Annotated in this window: 17 protein-coding genes; 7 read left to right on the forward strand and 10 right to left on the reverse strand. The window is 69.7% G+C overall.

All coding sequences use genetic code 11. From position 1 onward, the window contains the following. The first annotated feature begins 360 nt into the window (after positions 1 to 360). On the forward strand, positions 361 to 1,647 hold the full coding sequence (locus MJ797_RS12820; RefSeq protein WP_239334569.1) for a TerD family protein: 1,287 nt from the start codon (positions 361 to 363) through the stop codon (positions 1,645 to 1,647). 54 nt (positions 1,648 to 1,701) lie between these two features. On the opposite strand, the gene MJ797_RS12825 is transcribed toward MJ797_RS12820, so the two are convergent. Beyond that, positions 1,702 to 2,898, reverse strand: coding sequence for an acyl-CoA dehydrogenase family protein (locus tag MJ797_RS12825; RefSeq protein WP_239309538.1), 1,197 nt, complete (start codon positions 2,896 to 2,898; stop codon positions 1,702 to 1,704). A 468-nt stretch (positions 2,899 to 3,366) separates the two neighbouring features. On the opposite strand from MJ797_RS12825, the gene MJ797_RS12830 reads away from it, so the two are divergent. Together MJ797_RS12830 and MJ797_RS12835 are read left to right on the forward strand one after the other, a co-directional pair. After that, positions 3,367 to 4,737 carry a magnesium transporter MgtE N-terminal domain-containing protein gene (locus tag MJ797_RS12830; RefSeq protein WP_239334570.1) on the forward strand — a complete coding sequence of 457 codons (1,371 nt, stop codon included), beginning with the start codon at positions 3,367 to 3,369 and terminating at the stop codon, positions 4,735 to 4,737. After that, on the forward strand, positions 4,734 to 5,315 hold the full coding sequence (locus MJ797_RS12835) for a DUF1003 domain-containing protein (protein WP_239334571.1): 582 nt from the start codon (positions 4,734 to 4,736) through the stop codon (positions 5,313 to 5,315). Before MJ797_RS12830 ends, MJ797_RS12835 begins: the two co-directional genes overlap by 4 nt. A 100-nt stretch (positions 5,316 to 5,415) precedes the next feature. Here MJ797_RS12835 and MJ797_RS12840 read toward each other — a convergent pair whose 3' ends face one another. Next, positions 5,416 to 5,700, reverse strand: a complete 285-nt coding sequence (locus tag MJ797_RS12840; RefSeq protein ID WP_239309544.1) for a chorismate mutase — start codon at positions 5,698 to 5,700, stop codon at positions 5,416 to 5,418. A 307-nt stretch (positions 5,701 to 6,007) separates the two neighbouring features. Here MJ797_RS12840 and MJ797_RS12845 point away from each other — a divergent pair, with 307 nt between their 5' ends. Further along, positions 6,008 to 6,850, forward strand: a complete 843-nt coding sequence (locus MJ797_RS12845) for a PD-(D/E)XK nuclease family protein (RefSeq protein ID WP_239334572.1) — start codon at positions 6,008 to 6,010, stop codon at positions 6,848 to 6,850. A 48-nt stretch (positions 6,851 to 6,898) separates the two neighbouring features. Here MJ797_RS12845 and MJ797_RS12850 read toward each other — a convergent pair whose 3' ends face one another. Together MJ797_RS12850 and MJ797_RS12855 are read right to left on the reverse strand one after the other, a co-directional pair. Further along, positions 6,899 to 7,609: a hypothetical protein gene (locus MJ797_RS12850; protein WP_239334573.1), complete on the reverse strand. Its 711-nt coding sequence runs from the start codon at positions 7,607 to 7,609 to the stop codon at positions 6,899 to 6,901. A gap of 24 nt (positions 7,610 to 7,633) precedes the next feature. Then, positions 7,634 to 8,533, reverse strand: a complete 900-nt coding sequence (locus MJ797_RS12855) for an oxygenase MpaB family protein (RefSeq protein WP_239334574.1) — start codon at positions 8,531 to 8,533, stop codon at positions 7,634 to 7,636. A 242-nt stretch (positions 8,534 to 8,775) separates the two neighbouring features. Here MJ797_RS12855 and MJ797_RS12860 point away from each other — a divergent pair, with 242 nt between their 5' ends. Next, complete coding sequence (locus MJ797_RS12860) at positions 8,776 to 9,174, forward strand: antibiotic biosynthesis monooxygenase (RefSeq protein ID WP_239334575.1); 399 nt, start codon at positions 8,776 to 8,778, stop codon at positions 9,172 to 9,174. Between the two features lie 41 nt (positions 9,175 to 9,215). On the opposite strand, the gene MJ797_RS12865 is transcribed toward MJ797_RS12860, so the two are convergent. The 3 genes from MJ797_RS12865 to MJ797_RS12875 form a co-directional block, all read right to left on the reverse strand. Continuing rightward, complete coding sequence (locus tag MJ797_RS12865) at positions 9,216 to 10,328, reverse strand: hemolysin family protein (RefSeq protein WP_239334599.1); 1,113 nt, start codon at positions 10,326 to 10,328, stop codon at positions 9,216 to 9,218. 8 nt (positions 10,329 to 10,336) lie between these two features. Beyond that, on the reverse strand, positions 10,337 to 11,770 hold the full coding sequence (locus MJ797_RS12870; protein ID WP_239334576.1) for a hemolysin family protein: 1,434 nt from the start codon (positions 11,768 to 11,770) through the stop codon (positions 10,337 to 10,339). 176 nt (positions 11,771 to 11,946) lie between these two features. After that, positions 11,947 to 13,674 carry a DEAD/DEAH box helicase gene (locus tag MJ797_RS12875; RefSeq protein ID WP_239334577.1) on the reverse strand — a complete coding sequence of 576 codons (1,728 nt, stop codon included), beginning with the start codon at positions 13,672 to 13,674 and terminating at the stop codon, positions 11,947 to 11,949. A 389-nt stretch (positions 13,675 to 14,063) separates the two neighbouring features. Here MJ797_RS12875 and MJ797_RS12880 point away from each other — a divergent pair, with 389 nt between their 5' ends. Continuing rightward, complete coding sequence (locus MJ797_RS12880) at positions 14,064 to 14,738, forward strand: ferritin-like fold-containing protein (protein WP_239334578.1); 675 nt, start codon at positions 14,064 to 14,066, stop codon at positions 14,736 to 14,738. A 118-nt stretch (positions 14,739 to 14,856) separates the two neighbouring features. On the opposite strand, the gene MJ797_RS12885 is transcribed toward MJ797_RS12880, so the two are convergent. From MJ797_RS12885 to MJ797_RS12895, 3 genes are all read right to left on the reverse strand, one after another. Next, positions 14,857 to 15,084: a DUF3107 domain-containing protein gene (locus tag MJ797_RS12885; protein WP_239334579.1), complete on the reverse strand. Its 228-nt coding sequence runs from the start codon at positions 15,082 to 15,084 to the stop codon at positions 14,857 to 14,859. A 138-nt stretch (positions 15,085 to 15,222) separates the two neighbouring features. Then, a complete protein-coding gene (locus MJ797_RS12890; protein ID WP_239334580.1) occupies positions 15,223 to 15,906 on the reverse strand; it encodes a TetR/AcrR family transcriptional regulator in 684 nt (227 codons plus the stop codon). Between the two features lie 162 nt (positions 15,907 to 16,068). Then, complete coding sequence (locus tag MJ797_RS12895) at positions 16,069 to 16,284, reverse strand: hypothetical protein (RefSeq protein WP_239309559.1); 216 nt, start codon at positions 16,282 to 16,284, stop codon at positions 16,069 to 16,071. A 122-nt stretch (positions 16,285 to 16,406) separates the two neighbouring features. Between MJ797_RS12895 and MJ797_RS26985 the strand changes: the two genes are divergently transcribed. Next, positions 16,407 to 16,535, forward strand: coding sequence for a hypothetical protein (locus MJ797_RS26985; protein WP_255738890.1), 129 nt, complete (start codon positions 16,407 to 16,409; stop codon positions 16,533 to 16,535). The last annotated feature ends 21 nt before the right edge of the window (positions 16,536 to 16,556 follow it).

The following is a 16,556-nucleotide window of genomic DNA, read 5'->3' on the forward strand; positions in this document are numbered from 1 at the left end:
GGCCGCGGTCCGCCCGCGCGGCGGGCGCTCGGGCCGCGGACGGCCCGGCCGCGGTGCCAGGCGACCCAGGGCAGCCCCAGCGGCGAGCAACCCAATAGGCTGAGAGCGCCCGAGGATAGGGCGTTCGATCAGTGAGCGGCTCATCCGCGCCCGGTCCGGCAAGGCGGCGGAGGAAGGCGCCCTGGTGGTGGGCGCCGACTGAGGACAACGCGGCCGGGCGGGATGCGGGGAGCCGCGAGCCGGACAGTCCTATCCTCGGGCGCTCTAAGAACGCCCCACCCCGAGGTGTTCCAAAGGCCGCGCGGTCACGGCTGTTGCGTGCGGCTGGAGGCCCCAAGCAATCCAGCCGCGGAGGCCGCCATGGCACAGGTGCTGAGCAAAGGCGCGAACGCATCGCTGTCCATCACCGAGGTACGTGTGGAGATCATCTCGTCGACTCCGCTGGACATAGCCGCGCTGCTGGTGACGGCGAGCGGCAAGGTCCGCTCGGACGCCGACTTCGTGTTCTTCAACCAGCCCACCGGCCCTGGGGTCCGCCTTCTCCCGCCCGCCGCGCTTGAGTTCGCGTTGGCACAGGTACCCGCCGATATCGACAAGGTTGTCATCACCGGCAGCCTGGACGGGTCCGGTCCGCCGGCCTTCGCCACGGTCGAGCGGTTGCAGGTCGTTGTCAGAGATCCGCGGGGAGCGGAGCTCGCCCGTTTCGACCCGGTCGGGCTGACCGTTGAGACGGCATTGATACTCGTCGAGCTGTACCGGCGCCAGGGGGCCTGGAAGGTGCGGGCGGTGGGCCAGGGCTACGCCTCCGGCCTTGCCGGCATCGCCACCGATTTCGGGATCACGGTGGATGAGCCGGGGGCGGCGGATGAGGCTCCCACCCAGCTCTACATGCCGCCCGCGCAGCCGTCGTCCCCAGCGGCGCCCGTACCGCACTCCCAGAGCTGGGGAGGCCCGCCGCAGTCGGCTGCCGCCCCGGCTCAGCAGCCGCGCTCCTGGGGGCCGCCGCAGCCTTGGGGGCCGCCGCAGCCCGGCCAACAGCAGCCCCCGCCGCCGGTCACCGGTGCTCCGGCCGTCAACCTCGACAAGGGCCGGGTCTCGCTGCACAAGGGCCAGAGCGTCTCGCTGGTCAAGACCGGGGCCGCGCCGTTGACCCGGGTACGGATGGCCCTGGGCTGGGATCCGGCCCACCGCGGCCGCCAGATCGACCTGGACGCCTCCTGCATCCTGTTCGACGGCCGCGGCAAGGACGTCGACAAGGTGTGGTTCATGTCGAAGAAGGGCGCCCGCGGCGCGGTGCGCCATTCCGGGGACAACCTCACCGGCAGCGGCGAGGGCGACGACGAGACCATTTTCGTCGACCTCGCGGCGCTCCCGGCCAGCATCGAGGCGCTGGTCTTCACCGTGAACAGTTTCCAGGGCCAGCATTTCACCGAGGTCCGCAACGCCTTCTGCCGGCTGGTCGACGATTTCACCGGTGCCGAGCTGGTCCGTTTCGACCTGTCCGAGTCAAAACCACACACCGGCCTGGTCATGTGCAAGGTGGCACGTCAACAGGGCGGACCGCACTGGACCATGACGGCAATCGGCGAATTCCATGACGGCAAGACCGTGCGCGCGATGGTAGGGCCGTCCAAACAGTACCTGTAGTGGGCGGCCGGGCGCGCGGAGAATTCGTGCTCGCGCGCCCGGCAGCTTCACCCGCTACGGGAGTTTGTACTCCTTGAGCAGCGCCCGGCTGATGATGCGCTTCTGCACCTCGGAGGTGCCTTCACCGATGAGCATGAACGGCGCCTCCCGGAAAAGCCGCTCGATTTCGTACTCCTTGGAGTAGCCGTAACCACCGTGGATGCGGAAGGAATCGGTGGTCACCTCGTGGCAGTATTCGCTGGCAAGATACTTGGCCATACCGGCCTCGACGTCGTTGCGCTGCCCGCTGTCCTTCTTGCGAGCGGCGTTCACCATCATCAGATGGCCGGCCTCGACCTTCGTCGCCATCTCGGCCAGCTTGAAGGCGATCGCCTGGTGGTCGGCGATCTGCTTGCCGAAGGTGCGGCGCTGCTGGGCGTAGGCGATAGCCAGCTCGAATGCCCGGATCATGATGCCGCACGCGCGGGCCGCGACATTGACCCGGCCCACTTCGACACCGTCCATCATCTGGTAGAAGCCCTTGCCGCGGCCGTCGACGCCGCCGAGGATCGACGAGGCGGGAACCCGGTGGTTGTCCAGCACCATCTCGGTGGTCTCGACACCCTTGTAACCAAGCTTGTCGATTTTCCCGGGAATTGTGATGCCCGCGTTGGTGCCGAAACCTGGGTCCTTTTCCAGCAGGAAGGTCGTCATGTTCCGGTAGACGGAGTCGGCGCCTTCGTCGGTCTTGACGAGAGTGGCGACGAGACCGGCGCGGGCGCCGTTCGTCAGCCACATCTTCTGGCCGTTGATGAGGTAGTCGTCACCGTCGGGGGTGGCCCGGGTGGTGATGGCGGACACGTCCGAGCCGCAGCCCGGTTCGCTCAGCGAGAACGCGCCGCGGACCTCACCGGTCGCCATTTTCGGCAGGAGCCGCCGCCGCTGTTCGGGGGAGCCGTGCTGGAGCAGGAGGTAGGCGACGATGAAGTGTGTGTTGATCACACCTGAGACGCTCATCCAGCCGCGGGCCACCTCCTCGACGACCAGGGCGTAGGTGAGGAGCGACTCGCCGAGCCCGCCGTACTCCTCCGGGATGGTGATCCCGAACAGCCCCATTTCCTTCATGGCCTCGACGATCGCCTCGGGGAACTCGTCCTTGTGCTCCAGCTCGGTGGCGTACGGCAGAATCTCCTTGTCGACGAACGTGCGCACGGCCGACAGAATGTCGGCCTGAACATCGGTCAGACCGTCGGTCTGCGCGATCCTGCCCATCGTGTCCGTTTCCCTTCTCCGCTGTCACCGGCGCCCGGCATTTGCCAGCTGTTCCGCTGATTGGTCTGCCGCCTGCCCCGCTGACAGACATCCGCGTATCAGCCATATCAATCGCGGCTGCCGGCCGCGGCCATTGCACATCAGCTGTCCCGCACGTATGAGCAGTATCGCGGCATTCGGGGTCACGCGCGAGCGGAGCCGGCGGCCGAGCCTGCCTGCCTGCGGCCGGCATGAGCGCGCGGAGATCGTGTAAGAGCGCCCGGCAGTAGGGGCGTGGATCAAGGAGCGGGGCTGGGGTGCGTAGATCGCGAGGCGGCGGAGGAAGCCACTGGAGGTGTTGGGTGGTGACCGACGACAACGCGGCGAGGTGAGTGCCCCAGCCCCGCGACGCCGCGTCCCTACTGCCGGTCGCTCTTAGTGGTCGGCTGGATTTTTCGGGACGGCTCATGGCGGAGGTAGCCTCACGCGGTGACCACGGCACCGGCTCGGCTGTACTGCCGCAGGCTGGCAGGCCTGCTTGTCCTTGATCCCAATGGCGATGTGGTCGGGCGGGTCCGTGATGTGGTCGTCACGCTACGGCTCGGTCGCGAACCGCCGCGCGCCCTCGGGCTCGCCGTTGAGGTGCAACGCCGGCCTATCTTCGTGCCGATCAGCAGGGTGACCGGGGTGGAGTCGGGCGCGGTCGTGCTCTCGTCGGCCCGGCTGAGCTGGCGCCGGTTCGCGCAGCGTCCGGGCGAGCTCCTCGTGCTCGGCGAGCTCCTGGACCGGCAGGTGACACTGGTCGCGACCGATGCGCTGGTCACCGTGGTGGACGCGGCGATAGAACCGATCCGCGGCGGTGACTGGGTGCTCGACCAGGTGGCGGTACGGACTGGCCGGCGACGGCGTGGCGAGGTCCGTACGGTTTCCTGGGACGAGATCACCGGTGTTTCGCTGCCCGAGGATGGCCAGGGCGCGGCGAACCTGCTCGCGGCGTTCGAGAAGCTGCGTCCCGCGGATCTCGCCTCGCTGCTGCACGACCTTTCTCGTAAACGCCGGGCCGAGGTCGCCGCGGCCCTCGATGACGAGCGGCTCGCCGACGTCCTGGAGGAGCTGCCCGAGGACGAGCAGATCGAGCTGCTCGGCGGGCTCGCCGATGATCGGGCGGCTGACATCCTGGAGGCGATGGGGCCCGATGACGCCGCCGACCTCCTGGGAGATCTGCCCGCCGAGGAGGCCGAGCGCCTGCTGCGGCTGATGGAGCCGCGGGAGGCAGCCCCGGTGCGCCGGCTGCTTGTCTACCCGGACAACACCGCCGGTGGGCTGATGACCAGCGAGCCGGTGATTCTCGGCCCGAACGCGACTGTTGCCGAGGCACTCGCGCGGGTGCGGGCGCCGGAGCTGTCACCGGCCCTGGCCGCGCAGGTCTACGTCGTCCGGCCGCCGTTCGAGACCCCGACCGGACGTTACCTGGGGCTTGCGCACTTCCAGCGGCTGTTGCGGGAGCCGCCCGGGACACTCGTCGGAGGCGTCATCGACATCGACATCACCCCGCTGCGCCCGGAGACGCCGCTACCGGAGGTCACTCGGCTGCTCGCCTCGTACAACCTGGTGGCTGTCCCCGTGCTGGACGAGTCGGCCAGGCTGGTCGGCGTGGTTACCGTTGACGATGTTCTCGACCACATGTTGCCGGCTAACTGGCGGGAACGGGACCTGGACGGGGACGCTCGCGTGGGGGCTTTCGATGATCTTCAAAGCGATTCCCCCGGTAGCGCCGGGAATGCCGGGAGCGCTGGGAGCGCTGGGTCGCCAGGGGGGCGGGCCGGGCACGACAACGGCCTGAGCAGGTTCGGATCGTGAAGTTTCGCCGCGGGGTGGGCCGGCTCGACCAGCCGCGTCCGTCGCGCCGGTCAGCATTGGCTCGCCGGCCCGCCGAGCCGGATGCCTTCGGCCGGGTCGCCGAGCGGATCGCCCGGTTCATCGGAACCGCGCGCTTCCTCGTGCTGCAGAGCGTGGTCGTTGTAGCCTGGATTGGCTACAACGTCGTCATGCCATCTGACCTGCGGTTCGACAACTATCCGTTCATCTTCCTGACGTTGGCGCTGTCGTTGCAGGCGGCCTACGCGGCGCCGCTGATCCTGCTGGCGCAGAACCGGCAGGACGACCGGGACCGGGCGAACCTCGCCCAGGACAGGGACCAGACCAGCCGCCAGCGCGAAGACACCGAATACCTCGCCCGCGAGATAGCGGCGGTACGTGTCAAGATCGGTGAATTGGCGACCCGCGACTACCTGCGCTCGGAGCTGCGGGCGGAACTGCGGGCGCTGCTGGCTGAGCCCGTCGGCGCCGGTGAGGACGCCGACGGCGGACAGCGGCGCGGCTCCGGCTCGCCAGCACGGCGCTCCGAACGCCGCAATACCGCCGACCGGCGAGCCTGACCCGGCGGAGGAAGGTGCCCTGGTGCTGGGACGGCTGACGACAACGCGGCCGGGCGGGACGCGGGGCGCCGCGACGCCGCGTGCCTATTGCCGGGCGCTCTTAGGTAAGAGATCCGCGGCAGAGGGTAAGAATGGACAGTGCGATTTCGACTCCGCGCGGTCCGAGTTCTCCCGACCAGGTCGCGATGATTTCGTTTTCCCGGGAGTGCTCGATCCGCGGACCACCGTCCGCGGACCGCAGCGCCTGAATCTGGCGGGACACATCGAGGCGTGCCCCGACGAGCGCTCGGAGCTGTGCATCGATCTTGTCGATAGCCGATCGGCCGTCCTCGATGGAGGAAATCGTCGGCGCGGAGGTGACAGAGTTGAGCGCTTCCCGTGTCATCTGGGCCCTTTTCGTTCGTGGCCCGACCGTCCCGGAGCCTCACAAGCCCGGGTGAGTCCGGGCCGGCTGGTCTCGGTGCGTCGCGATCAGTCGCGTGGCAGCCCAGGGGCCAAGCCCGGCCCCTGGTAAAAGTGATCCGGCGATCTGCCCGCGCCATACACGCGAAGGTTGGATGTACCGGTCACGTCCGACAGCATGCCAGAGGAGAATGCTGCCGTCCAGTGGTCGTCCGGTTACCGTTGTATGGACACGGTCGTTGCCGTGGGCCGGTGGTAGCGGGCCGGTGGCCAAGTGACAGGATCATGTCGTGGACCAGTTGCAGCTGGACGGTATGCCGCGGCGACTTTTCGTGTGCACGCCGTCGAAACTTTCCGCCTTCGCTGATTGCCCGCGCCGTTACCGAATGGCCTACCTGGACCGCCCGGCGCCACCGAAAGGCCCGCCGTGGGCCCACAACTCGATGGGCTCCAGCGTGCACAACGCCCTGCGAGCCTGGTGGAACGAGCCGCTGACACGCCGTACCCCGACCCGTGCCGCGCATCTCGTCCGCCTCGGGTGGATACCCGACGGCTGGCGGGACAGCGACCAGTCGGTTCGCTGGCGGGAGCGGGCGGCGGAGATGGTCGGGCGGTACGTGGCCGGCCTTGATCCGGCGGGTGAGCCGATGGGGGTGGAACGCCAGGTGGCCGCCCGCACCGAACGGCTGGCCCTGTCCGGACGGGTCGACCGGCTCGACGACCGTGACGGTGCGCTCGTCGTCGTTGACTACAAGACCGGCCGCCGGCCGCTCACCGAGGACGACGCCCGCGCATCCCAGCCGCTCGCCCTGTACGCGCTCGCGGTATCGAGGACACTGCGGCGGCCGTGCTGGCGGGTTGAGCTGCACCATGTTCCCACCAGCACCGTGCTGGCAGCCGAGCACGACGAGAGGTCGCTGAGCCGTCATCTGCGCCGTGCCGAGGCCTTGGCGGACGATGCCGAACGCGCCGGTGCGTCGCTGCGGGCCGGTGCCGCGCTGGACGCGGCTTTCCCGCCGCAGCCGGGCCCGCTGTGTTCCTGGTGCGACTACCGGCGGCATTGTCCCGAGGGGCTAGCGGCCGCTCCCGACCGCCAACCGTGGGACGCCGTCGCTGACGACGATCTGAGCTGACGGCAATCCGCGCGGACGACGGCTCCGCGGGCTGGTGGGAGGTCTCCGTCAGCTGGCCGCGATCAGGGAGGGCACAGGCAGCGGATACCCGCCTTCGGCTGCCCGCGCCCGGCCGCGGCGCAGCTCGGCGCCGAGCCAGCGCAGGTAGCCCCGCACAGCGGTCTGCCCTGGCGCCCGAAGCCAGCGGGCGTGAGGGGCTTCGGAGCGTGGGCGCGGCCAGCTGGCGGAGCCGGTCGCTGTCCGTCTGGTAGCTGTCAGCCCGGCCGCTGCCAGCATTGCTGACCGCGGCGGCAGGAGGTAGCGGCCACGCAGGTACTCGCCGATCCAGCGGCTCTGCGCGTCAGCGAGCCGGACGGCGTCGGCGACAGCCAGCGGCCCGGTCGGCGCGGCGCCAGGGCGCGGCGCGGCGCGCGGGCCAGGGCCCGGGAGGCGGCCACACCGGTAGACTCCTTCGGTCTCCGGGTCGAAGACACCTCCGAACAGCGATGATGATATAGCGGGCGATCCGAGCACGAGATCGTCGAGGTCATCGGTGAGCACCACGACGTCCCACTGCGTTACCTGCCGCTCGTTGTCCTGGATGTCGAAGGGGCGGCGACCGGCCGCATCCGGATGAAGGGCATCCGGGTGAATGCCGACCGGATGAATCCTGTCGCCGACGAACAGGCGCGCGTGCAGGCCGGAGTCGACGAGCGCGGAGACGGTCACATCGGCGGTCCGCCCGCCGCCGAGCACCGCCACCCGGGGGAGCTGAGCCACGAACAGCAGACTAGCCAGTATTTGTCAGATCGTTACGCGCCTCTGGCGCGGGATCTCCGGCTGGGTGGCGCACCGGGCGGCACCGGGTGCCTGGTAGAGCGAGCGTGGCAGCCTGAGCAGCGCGGCGCGTGTCGCTCTGCCGCATACCGAGGCGGTCAGGTCCACCGCGGCGGTGTCGGGCAGCCCGTAGAGCTGGCGAGTCCAGCTGGGCAGCATCCCGACCGCGATCGCGGCCAGTACGGACCAGCCGGGCCGCGCGGGGGTGGCCAGCGTCACCCAGCGGGGCATCGGCGGGCGCAGGATGAAGCCGACCGCCTCCTGGGACTGCGCGCTGGCCCGCAGCCCCGGCCGCATCCGGGTGAAGTAACGCTCGACCTCCGCCCGACTGGACGGGACGTCACGCGCGGGGATGCCGACGAGTTCGGCCGCGCGTATCTGCTCGGCGAAATAGGTGTCGGCCTGCTTGTCAGTGAGCGCCAGTCCGCACCGGCGTGTCGTGCTGAGGAAGGACTCGACCTCGCTCACGTGTACCCACAGCAGCAGTTCAGGATCGGTGGCCCGGTACGGCCGGCCGGTGCCCGCCTCCACGCCGTGGACACCCGCGTGCACCCGGCGCACCCGGGCGGCCGCACGATGCGCGGATTCCGTGCTCCCATAGGTGATCGTGTCGACGTACTCGACGGTCCGCCGCAGGCGTCCCCACGGGTCGATCCGGTAGGTGGAGTGGTGGGCGACACCAGCCATGGCGAGCGGGTGCACCGCCTGGAGGAGCAGCGCCCGGATCCCGGCGATGACCATGCCCGGATCGCCGTGTACCCGCCAGGTCACACTGGCTGGACCGAACAGGCCGGTATCCCCGTCCGGTCGGGTCGCCCCTGCGTCCGATGGCGTGGTCGGGCCTGCCTCATGCTGTTGGTCAACCACTCGCACATCCCCGCTCAGACGCCCGTTCGGAACTCTATGAAGTTAAATGACTTCGGATAGTGTCGCATATGCGGGGCAGTCGGATGCGACCGGTGCTTTGTGTATTATTCTATGTACTTAGAGTGTTTGGTGGTGATGCTGTGGATCAAGGAGCAGGGCTGGGGTGCGGCCTTGCCAGCAACCACCTGGACGCGGCTCCCTGATCGAACGACGACGCCGGGAACACGCCGTAACGTGGTCTCATGAGCGTCGTGAAGATCAATGTATTGACCGTTCCGCCCGAGACGCGGGCTGCCCTGGAGCGGCGGTTCGCCGGCCGGGCGGGGATGGTGGAAGCGGCCGACGGTTTCGAGTGGTTCGAGCTGCTGCGTCCGGTGGAGGGCACGGACGCCTACCTCGTGTACACGCGTTGGCGTAGCGAGGAGGACTTCGGGAAGTGGCAGGCGTCGAACGCCTTCCAGGCGGGGCACGCCGCCGCCGCTACGGATGCCGCGGGTGAGCCGCCGGCAGTCCCCGCGGCTGGTCATCCGGGCTCGGGCCACCCCGGGCCGGCGGTGACCGGATCCGGTGGGCCGGCCGCGACCGGGGCTCAGCTGTGGTCGTTTGAGGTGGTGCAGGCGGCAGCCCCCCGAAGCGCCTGACCGTCTGACCGCGACTGACTGGCCGCCCGCCGGACCGCCAGTCAGCGCGTCCGGTGGCTGGCGTCCTCGACCTCGCCCACGAACTCCTCCACCACGTCCTCAAGCGCGACGACCCCGATGGTCGTGCCAGCCGGCCCGGGGACGCGCCCGAGATGGCAGCCGGTCCGTTGCATCAACCGCAGTACCTCGTCCAGCGGCAGGTCCGGGCGGATCTCGGCCATGGGCCGAAGCCGGCGCGGTGGCAGGGGGTCGTCCTGGGCGTCGCTCTGGATCCCGAGAACGTCCTTGGCGTGGATGAAGCCGGCGATCATGACGCCCGCCGCGGCTGGGCCACCCGGCGTCGTCGGCGTGAGAGGAGCCCGAGCGGTACCAGCGGGGCCGGCCGGCTCCGGCGCCCGGACCGGAAACCGGGAGAAACCGGTCCGGGTGACCAGGGCTTCCAGCTCGGCCGCGCTGACCGACCAGGGCACGGCCACGATCTGATCGATATTGATCATGACTGAGCGGGCTGTTCGCGCGGGTAGTTCCAGCGCGCCGGTGAGCAGGTTGTGCTCGTAATCCTCCAGCAGCCCCTGTTGCCGGGATTCAGCGATCATGATTGTGAGCTGGTCCGGGGTATAGGCGGTGCTGAGCTCGGCCACCGGTTTGATCCGGACGAGCCGGACGCACCCGTTGGCAACCGCGTCGAGAAAGAGGATCAACGGGCGGGCCAGACGCGCGAACCGGAGCAACGGCGGCGCGAGCCGCAGCGCGGCCTGTTCCGGCCCGGCGAGGGCGATGTTCTTCGGCACCATCTCGCCGAGCACGATGTGCAGGCAGACGACAATCGCCAACGCGGCCGCGAACCCGATCGGGCTGTACAGGCTCGCGGGGACTCCGAGCGCCCGCAGGCTCCCGTCGATGAGGTGAGCGACCGAGGGTTCCGCCACCGCGCCGAGGCCCAGTGAACAGATCGTGATACCGAGCTGGGCGGCGGCAAGCATCGGAGACAGGTTCTCGATCGCGGTGATGGCCGTGCGGGCACGGCGGTCGCCCGCGGCCGCCATGGGTTCGATCCGGTCGCGGCGGGCCGAGATGACGGCGAACTCGGCGCCGACGAAGAAGGCATTGCCGGCCAGGAGGACGACCGCGCCGATGAGGCTGAGCAGGATCATCGGCGCGGTCACCCGGTCCTGTCGTTCCCGCCGGAGCGGGGGCCGACCGCCGGAGCCGCATCCGCATCAGGCCCTGGATGCCCTGGATGCCCTGGATGTTCCGGCGCGGGGGCCAGGCGGATACGGTCGACGCGGCGGTGGTCCATCCGCTCGGTGGTGAGCCGGTGGCCGGCCACCTCGACCTCGTCACCGACGCCGGGTATCCGTCCGAGCCGGTGCAGGACAAGGCCGGCGAGCGTTTCGTACGGGCCGTCGGGCAGCGTGACGCCGGTGCGGTCGGCGACCTCGTCCAGGCGGAGCAGCCCGGAGAGCACCCAGCTCCCGTCCGCGCGGGCGGTCGCGTCAGGCGTCCGCGGTGGGTCGTACTCGTCCGCGACGTCGCCGACAAGCTCTTCGACGAGATCCTCCAGCGTGACCACACCGGCGATGTCGCCGTACTCGTCGATGACGATCGCGAGTTGCAGGCTGTGGCCGCGCAGCGTGGTCAGGAGATCGTCGCAGCCCAGCGAGCTCGGTACCACTGTCGGTGGGACCATGATCTGGCTGATCGACGTGGCCGGGCGGGCCGGCGGGGAGACGCCGAAGGCGTCCTTGACGTGGACGACCGCGAGCACATCGTCGACATCGGTGGCATCGGCCGCGGTAGGTGGCACCGTGCCGCGGCTGCCGGGGTGCCGCAGCACGGGGAAGCGGGAGTGGCCCGAGTGCTCGGCTACCCGCAACAGGTCCGCCACGCTGTCACCGGCGTGGAGCGCGACCACCTGGACGCGGGGTGTCATGATGTCCTGCGCGGTGCGCTCACGCAACCGCAGGGACCTGCGCAGCAGCGCCGCGGTACTGCCAGGCAGCGTGCCCTGTTCGGCCGATGAACGCACCAGCCAGCCGAGCTCGGACGGGGAGCGGGCGGACCGCAGCTCATCCCGCGGCTCGATGCCGAGCGTCCGCAACAGGCGGTTGGCCGACCCGTTCAGGAGTACGATCACCGGCCGGCAGAGGCGGGAGAAGAGCAGCTGTGGCCCGGCCACCCGTTCGGCGACGGCCAGCGGCGCGGAGATCGCGACGTTCTTCGGGAACAGCTCGCTGAAGAGCATCTGTGAAATCGTGGCTATGAGCAGGGCAATGACCACGGCGGACGCGTGGGCGACCCCATTCGGGAGGCCGACCGTAGTGATCACCGGGGTAAGCAGGGATGCCAGCGCCGGCTCGGCGAGGTAGCCGAGCAGCAGCGAGGTCAACGTGATGCCCAGCTGCGCGCCGGAAAGCTGGAACGACAGCGAGCGCACGGCGCGAAGTACCCGCGCGGCGCGGTGGGAGCCGTCCGCCGTGGCCTGTTCGAGCTGGCTACGGTCGACCGCCACCAGCGCGAACTCGGCGGCCACGAACAGTCCGTTGCCGACGATGAGAACAATGATTATCAGTAGGCCGAGAATATCATTGATCATTGTTGGCGTGGATACCCGCCACAGTCATGGCCGGGGCCGGATGTGGCTGGCGTGGGCACGGCCGTGAGCGCGGGCGTCCTGGCCGACCGAAGATCTCGCCTGCACGGCCGGCCCGTCGACGCGCCGGGTGTCATCTCCTCATTCTTGCCCACCGTGAGCGCTCATAGGCCTGGCCGTCAGGCGGATTCGGCCTGCCGTTCGATGGGACCGCCGTCCAGCGCGCCCGGCAGCGCCGCGTCAGCGGTCTGGGCGGCGGCGGAACGGCCGCGGCCGCCCCTACGACGGCGGCGCCGCGGGGCCGGCTGGCCGTTCGTGACGCCGTCAGCGCCATCGGGGTCGAGCCCGTGATCGAGCCTGCGATGATCAATATCAAGGTCGTCCGGGAACAGCGCCGTCGCCGGAACAGCCGGAACAGCCGTCGCGGGCTCGAGGAACAGCGCGGCCGTAGGCGTCCGGCCCGCGTCCGCACGGTCGGTCGTGGCGACCGCCGCGACCGCGGCGCCGGCTCCGCGGGTGCGCCGCCGCGTGCGGGTGGTGCGGGCACCAGCGGGTCGATCGGCAGGCGGCTCGGCCGAGGCCGCGTCGAACCGGTCATCGGTCCTGCGCTGCCGGCGCCGCCCGCCTCGACCGGTTTCACCGAGGTCCTCGACCTTTTCAGCCGCGAGCCCGGCGCGGGTACGGGATGCGTGCGGCAGCACGCCAAGCGCGTCCGCGGGGATCTCAAGATCCTCAAACAGGTGCGGGGAGGTCGAGTAGGTCTCGACCGGCGTGTCGAAGGACAGCCCCAGCGCCCGGTTGACCAGGGCCCACCGGGGCATGTCGTCCCAGTCGACGAAGGTCACGGCCACACCGCTGCCGCCGGCCCGGCCGGTACGGCCGATGCGGTGGAGGTAGACGTTCTCGTCCTCGGGGCACTGGTAGTTGACCACGTGGGTCACCCCGCCGATGTCGATGCCGCGGGCCGCCACGTCGGTGGCGACCAGCACATCGATCTTGCCTGTCCGGAACGCCCGCAACGCCTGCTCACGCTGGCCCTGGCCGATGTCACCGTGCACGGCCGCGGTGGCGAAGCCCCGCCGGGCCAGGTCATCGACGACCTTGTCCGCGGTGCGCCGGGTCCGGACGAAGACGATGGCCAGCCCACGACCGTCGGCCTGCAGGACCCGAGCCAAAACTTCGATCTTGTCAAGCGCGTGGGCGCGGAAAACGTGCTGCTGGATGTCTGGGACGGTGCGGCCCTCGTCCGGGCGTTCCGCCGTGACGTGGACCGCCCGCCGCATGAACCGGCGAGCCAGTGCCACGACCGGCCCCGGCATCGTCGCCGAGAAGAGCAGCGTCTGGCGGATGTCGGGGATCTGGGCGAGTATGCGCTCGACATCCGGCAGGAAGCCGAGGTCGAGCATCTCGTCGGCTTCGTCGAGAACGAGCATGCGCACCGCCGTGAGCGCCAGGGCGTTCTGGCGGGCCAGGTCGAGCAGCCTGCCAGGGGTACCCACGACGATGTCCACGCCCGAGCGCAGGTCCGCCAGCTGTGGTTCGTAGGCACGCCCGCCGTAGACCGAGAGCACCCGCAGATCACGGTGCGCGCCAGCCCGGCCGATGTCAGCGGCGACCTGAACGCACAGCTCACGGGTGGGAACGACCACCAGAGCCTGGGGGCGCCCGGTGGCACCCTCGGCGCGGCTGGTTACGGTCTGCACGAGCGGGATGCCGAAGGCGAGGGTTTTGCCGGTCCCGGTGCGGGCCTGGCCGATGAGGTCGGAGCCGGCCAGCGCGAGGGGGAGGGTCAGTTCCTGGATGGGGAAGGGGGAGATGATGCCCTGGTCACGCAGAGCCTCGACGATCTCTTCGCGGACACCGAGAGCCGCGAAACCGGGCGCCGACGCGGCGGCGGCTGAGGCCACCGTCCTGCCGGTGCTGGGAAAGTTCGTGGGCTCCTCGTGCGGGGGTGTGGTGGTTTCAGTCGAAACGGACAGCGGGATGCTCCTGGTCTGCTATGAGCGGGATCCGACGCCGCACCCGCTCGCGATATCTACCGGCGGGGTCCGCTGACCCGGGGTGGGGCGACGCCCGCGCGGGCCGGAAGTGGTCTTGTCAACCCCCGGCTGATGACAAGGATAACCTGAGGATGGGCCTCCGCGACATGTTCCGGCACAATGACCTTCGGTGGGGTGGGCGCCGGCCGGGGGGATGACGCGCCGCGAATGCTTGTGCCAGCAGGCGTTCTGGCCGTGTCCATCCGGTCGACATCTTTCGGGGCGGTTCGTGCCGGGCGACACTGAGGTGGTCAGCGATGACGGACAGGACGGGTATATCCGATCGGGCCGCCGCGTCCCGGATCGCCGTCATCGATCTGCTGGGTTTGTTGGCCTTCGGCGAACTGACCGCGTTCGAGCGACTGGCCACGGACGCGCGGATGGCTCCCACGCTGCTGGACAAGATCGCTCTCGCCCGGATGGCGGCGGCCGAGTTCGCGCATTTCGAGACCGTTCAGGAGCATTTGCTGCGCATGGGCGCGGATCCCGAGGAGGCTATGGGGCCGTTCGTGGTCCCGCTGACGGTTTTCCACAACCTCACCGCGCCGGCGGACTGGCTGGAAAGCCTGGTCAAGGTGTATGTCGGTGACAACATCGTTGCCGATTTCTACCGTGAGATCGCGTCGGTGCTCGCACCCGACGCCCGCGAACTGGTCCTCGAAGTCCTGGCCGACACGGGGCACGCGGCATTTGCGGTAGAGCGCGTCCGCGCCGCGATCGAGGCGAATCCGAGTGTGGCCGGCCGGCTCGCGCTGTGGGCCCGGCGGCTGATGGGGGAGGCGCTGACCCAGGCCCAGCGGGTGGCGGTGGACCGGGAGGCGCTGACCGGCCTCCTGGCCGGCATGGGTGACCTACAGGCGTTGGTGGACATGTTCGACCGGATCGCCCAAGCGCACGCGGCGAGGATGGAAGCGCTCGGCCTGTCGGCGTGATGCCGAGGACTTTCCCACTCCCCGGCATCACGTACCGCGGACGCCTGTTCAGAACCGCGCGACGGCCGGTGCGCCTTCCCCTAGCTGAGGTGGCGGCCCGCTTCGGCGCTGACCGAGTTCAGAGCGAGCCGAAGCCAACCCGACGCGTCTCGGCCTCGGTGATCTCGACATAGGCCAGCTTCGCGACCGGGACGATGACCTGACGGCTCTTCTCGTCCACGAGCGTGAGCAGGCCCAGCTCCGACCCGATCGCGTCAGCGACCGCCTGGGCCACATCCGCCGACGACTGGCTGCTTTCGATTACCAGCTCACGCCCGACGTTCTGGATGCCGATCTTGACCTCCACCAGCGATGACCTCCGCGTTCGATTGACCAGCCAGGGCAATCGCGCTTTGGCGCGATCTGTCGCCACGATAGGGCCTGCGGCGGGCAGGGGGGTAGGCGGCCCGGCTGTGTTCGCTGGAGGCGTCAGTCCTCCCGCTCATCAGTCCTCCCGCTCGTCGGCATGGCCCGGTGGCGCCGGGTCGGCGTCGTCGACGTTGCGGCGCGGGTAGCCGGCGAGGCCCCGCCAGGCGAGCTCGACCATGGTTGCCACAGCGCGCTCCTTCTCCACCGTCCCGCCGGTGACCAGCCACCAGCGGGCTCCCGTCTCGGCGAGACCCACCAGCCCGATGGACAGCAGCTCGGCCTCGCCGGGACCGACACCGGTGTCCGCGGCGATGACGGCGGCGATGGCGTTCGCGCACTCGGTGAAGCTGTTCTCCACCCGCTTGCGAACGGCGGGCTCACTGCGTAGGTCGGACTCGAGGACGAGCTGGTAGGCCCCGCTGGGATCGTCGACGAAGTCGAAGTAGGCCGCGATGGACCGGGCGATCCGGGTGTGGTTGTCGGTGGTGGAGGCAAGCGCCCGGCGGACGCTTGACAGAAGTGAGTAGGCCTGCTCGTCCAGCAGCGCCAGATAAAGATCAAGTTTTCCGGGAAAGTGCTGGTAGAGCACGGGCTTGCTGACGCCCGCACGCTCAGCGATCTCATCCATCGCGGTCGCGTGATAGCCCTGGGCGACGAAGACCTCGCGCGCGGCGCCCAGCAGCTGGAACCTGCGTGCTGTCCGGGGCAGCCGTGCGGTCTTGCCTGTCCGCGGTTGCGGTGCGGACGGCCCGACGGTCACCGGCGCACCTCCTTCGCTGCCCATCGGCACATTCGCCAGCTACTTTCCCACATGGCAGGACCCTGATCGGCGGGTCGAGCCGGGCCAGATTGAAGATTTTTATGTGGGGGCCGGGGGCGGCGCAGGAAAAATCTTGGCTGCGCCGTCTTCGGCCGGTCGTTCTTACCGGTACTCGTCCTCGTCCTCGTCCTCCACGGCGATGCGCTGCTGCGCCGCGTCGTACTCGGCAACCTCGAGGGGGAAGGCCCATGCGGACGGCGGCACCGGCGGTTCACGGGTCGAGATCTCGCGAGCCTGCTCCGCGGCATCGGCGTCGGGCACATCCGGACGGTCGAGAATGTCACGCACATCGAGCGGGAGGTCCGTCGGTGAGCTCATGGCTTCCTCCTGTCAGCGCTTGCGGCTTGTGATCGCCTGTCGGTAGGCGGTGGCCGCGGGGACGTCTTGGAACTTTTCATCTCCGCGCCGGCCGCACCTGGCAAAGGGGCAAAAAGATCGCCGTGTTCTTCGACTCGATCCGGCATGTCGCCCACCATGAATACCAGGTCAGCCGGATGCTGGCAGGACGCGGCCCCGTCCCGGGCGGCGGGGTGGAAACGACCGGGCGGGTCCCGCTGCCCGCGGCGTGATCGGTGCGCGCCGGTGGAGAC

The organism is Protofrankia sp. CiP3 (assembly GCF_917627345.1).
Taxonomy (GTDB): Bacteria; Actinomycetota; Actinomycetes; order Frankiales; family Frankiaceae; genus Protofrankia.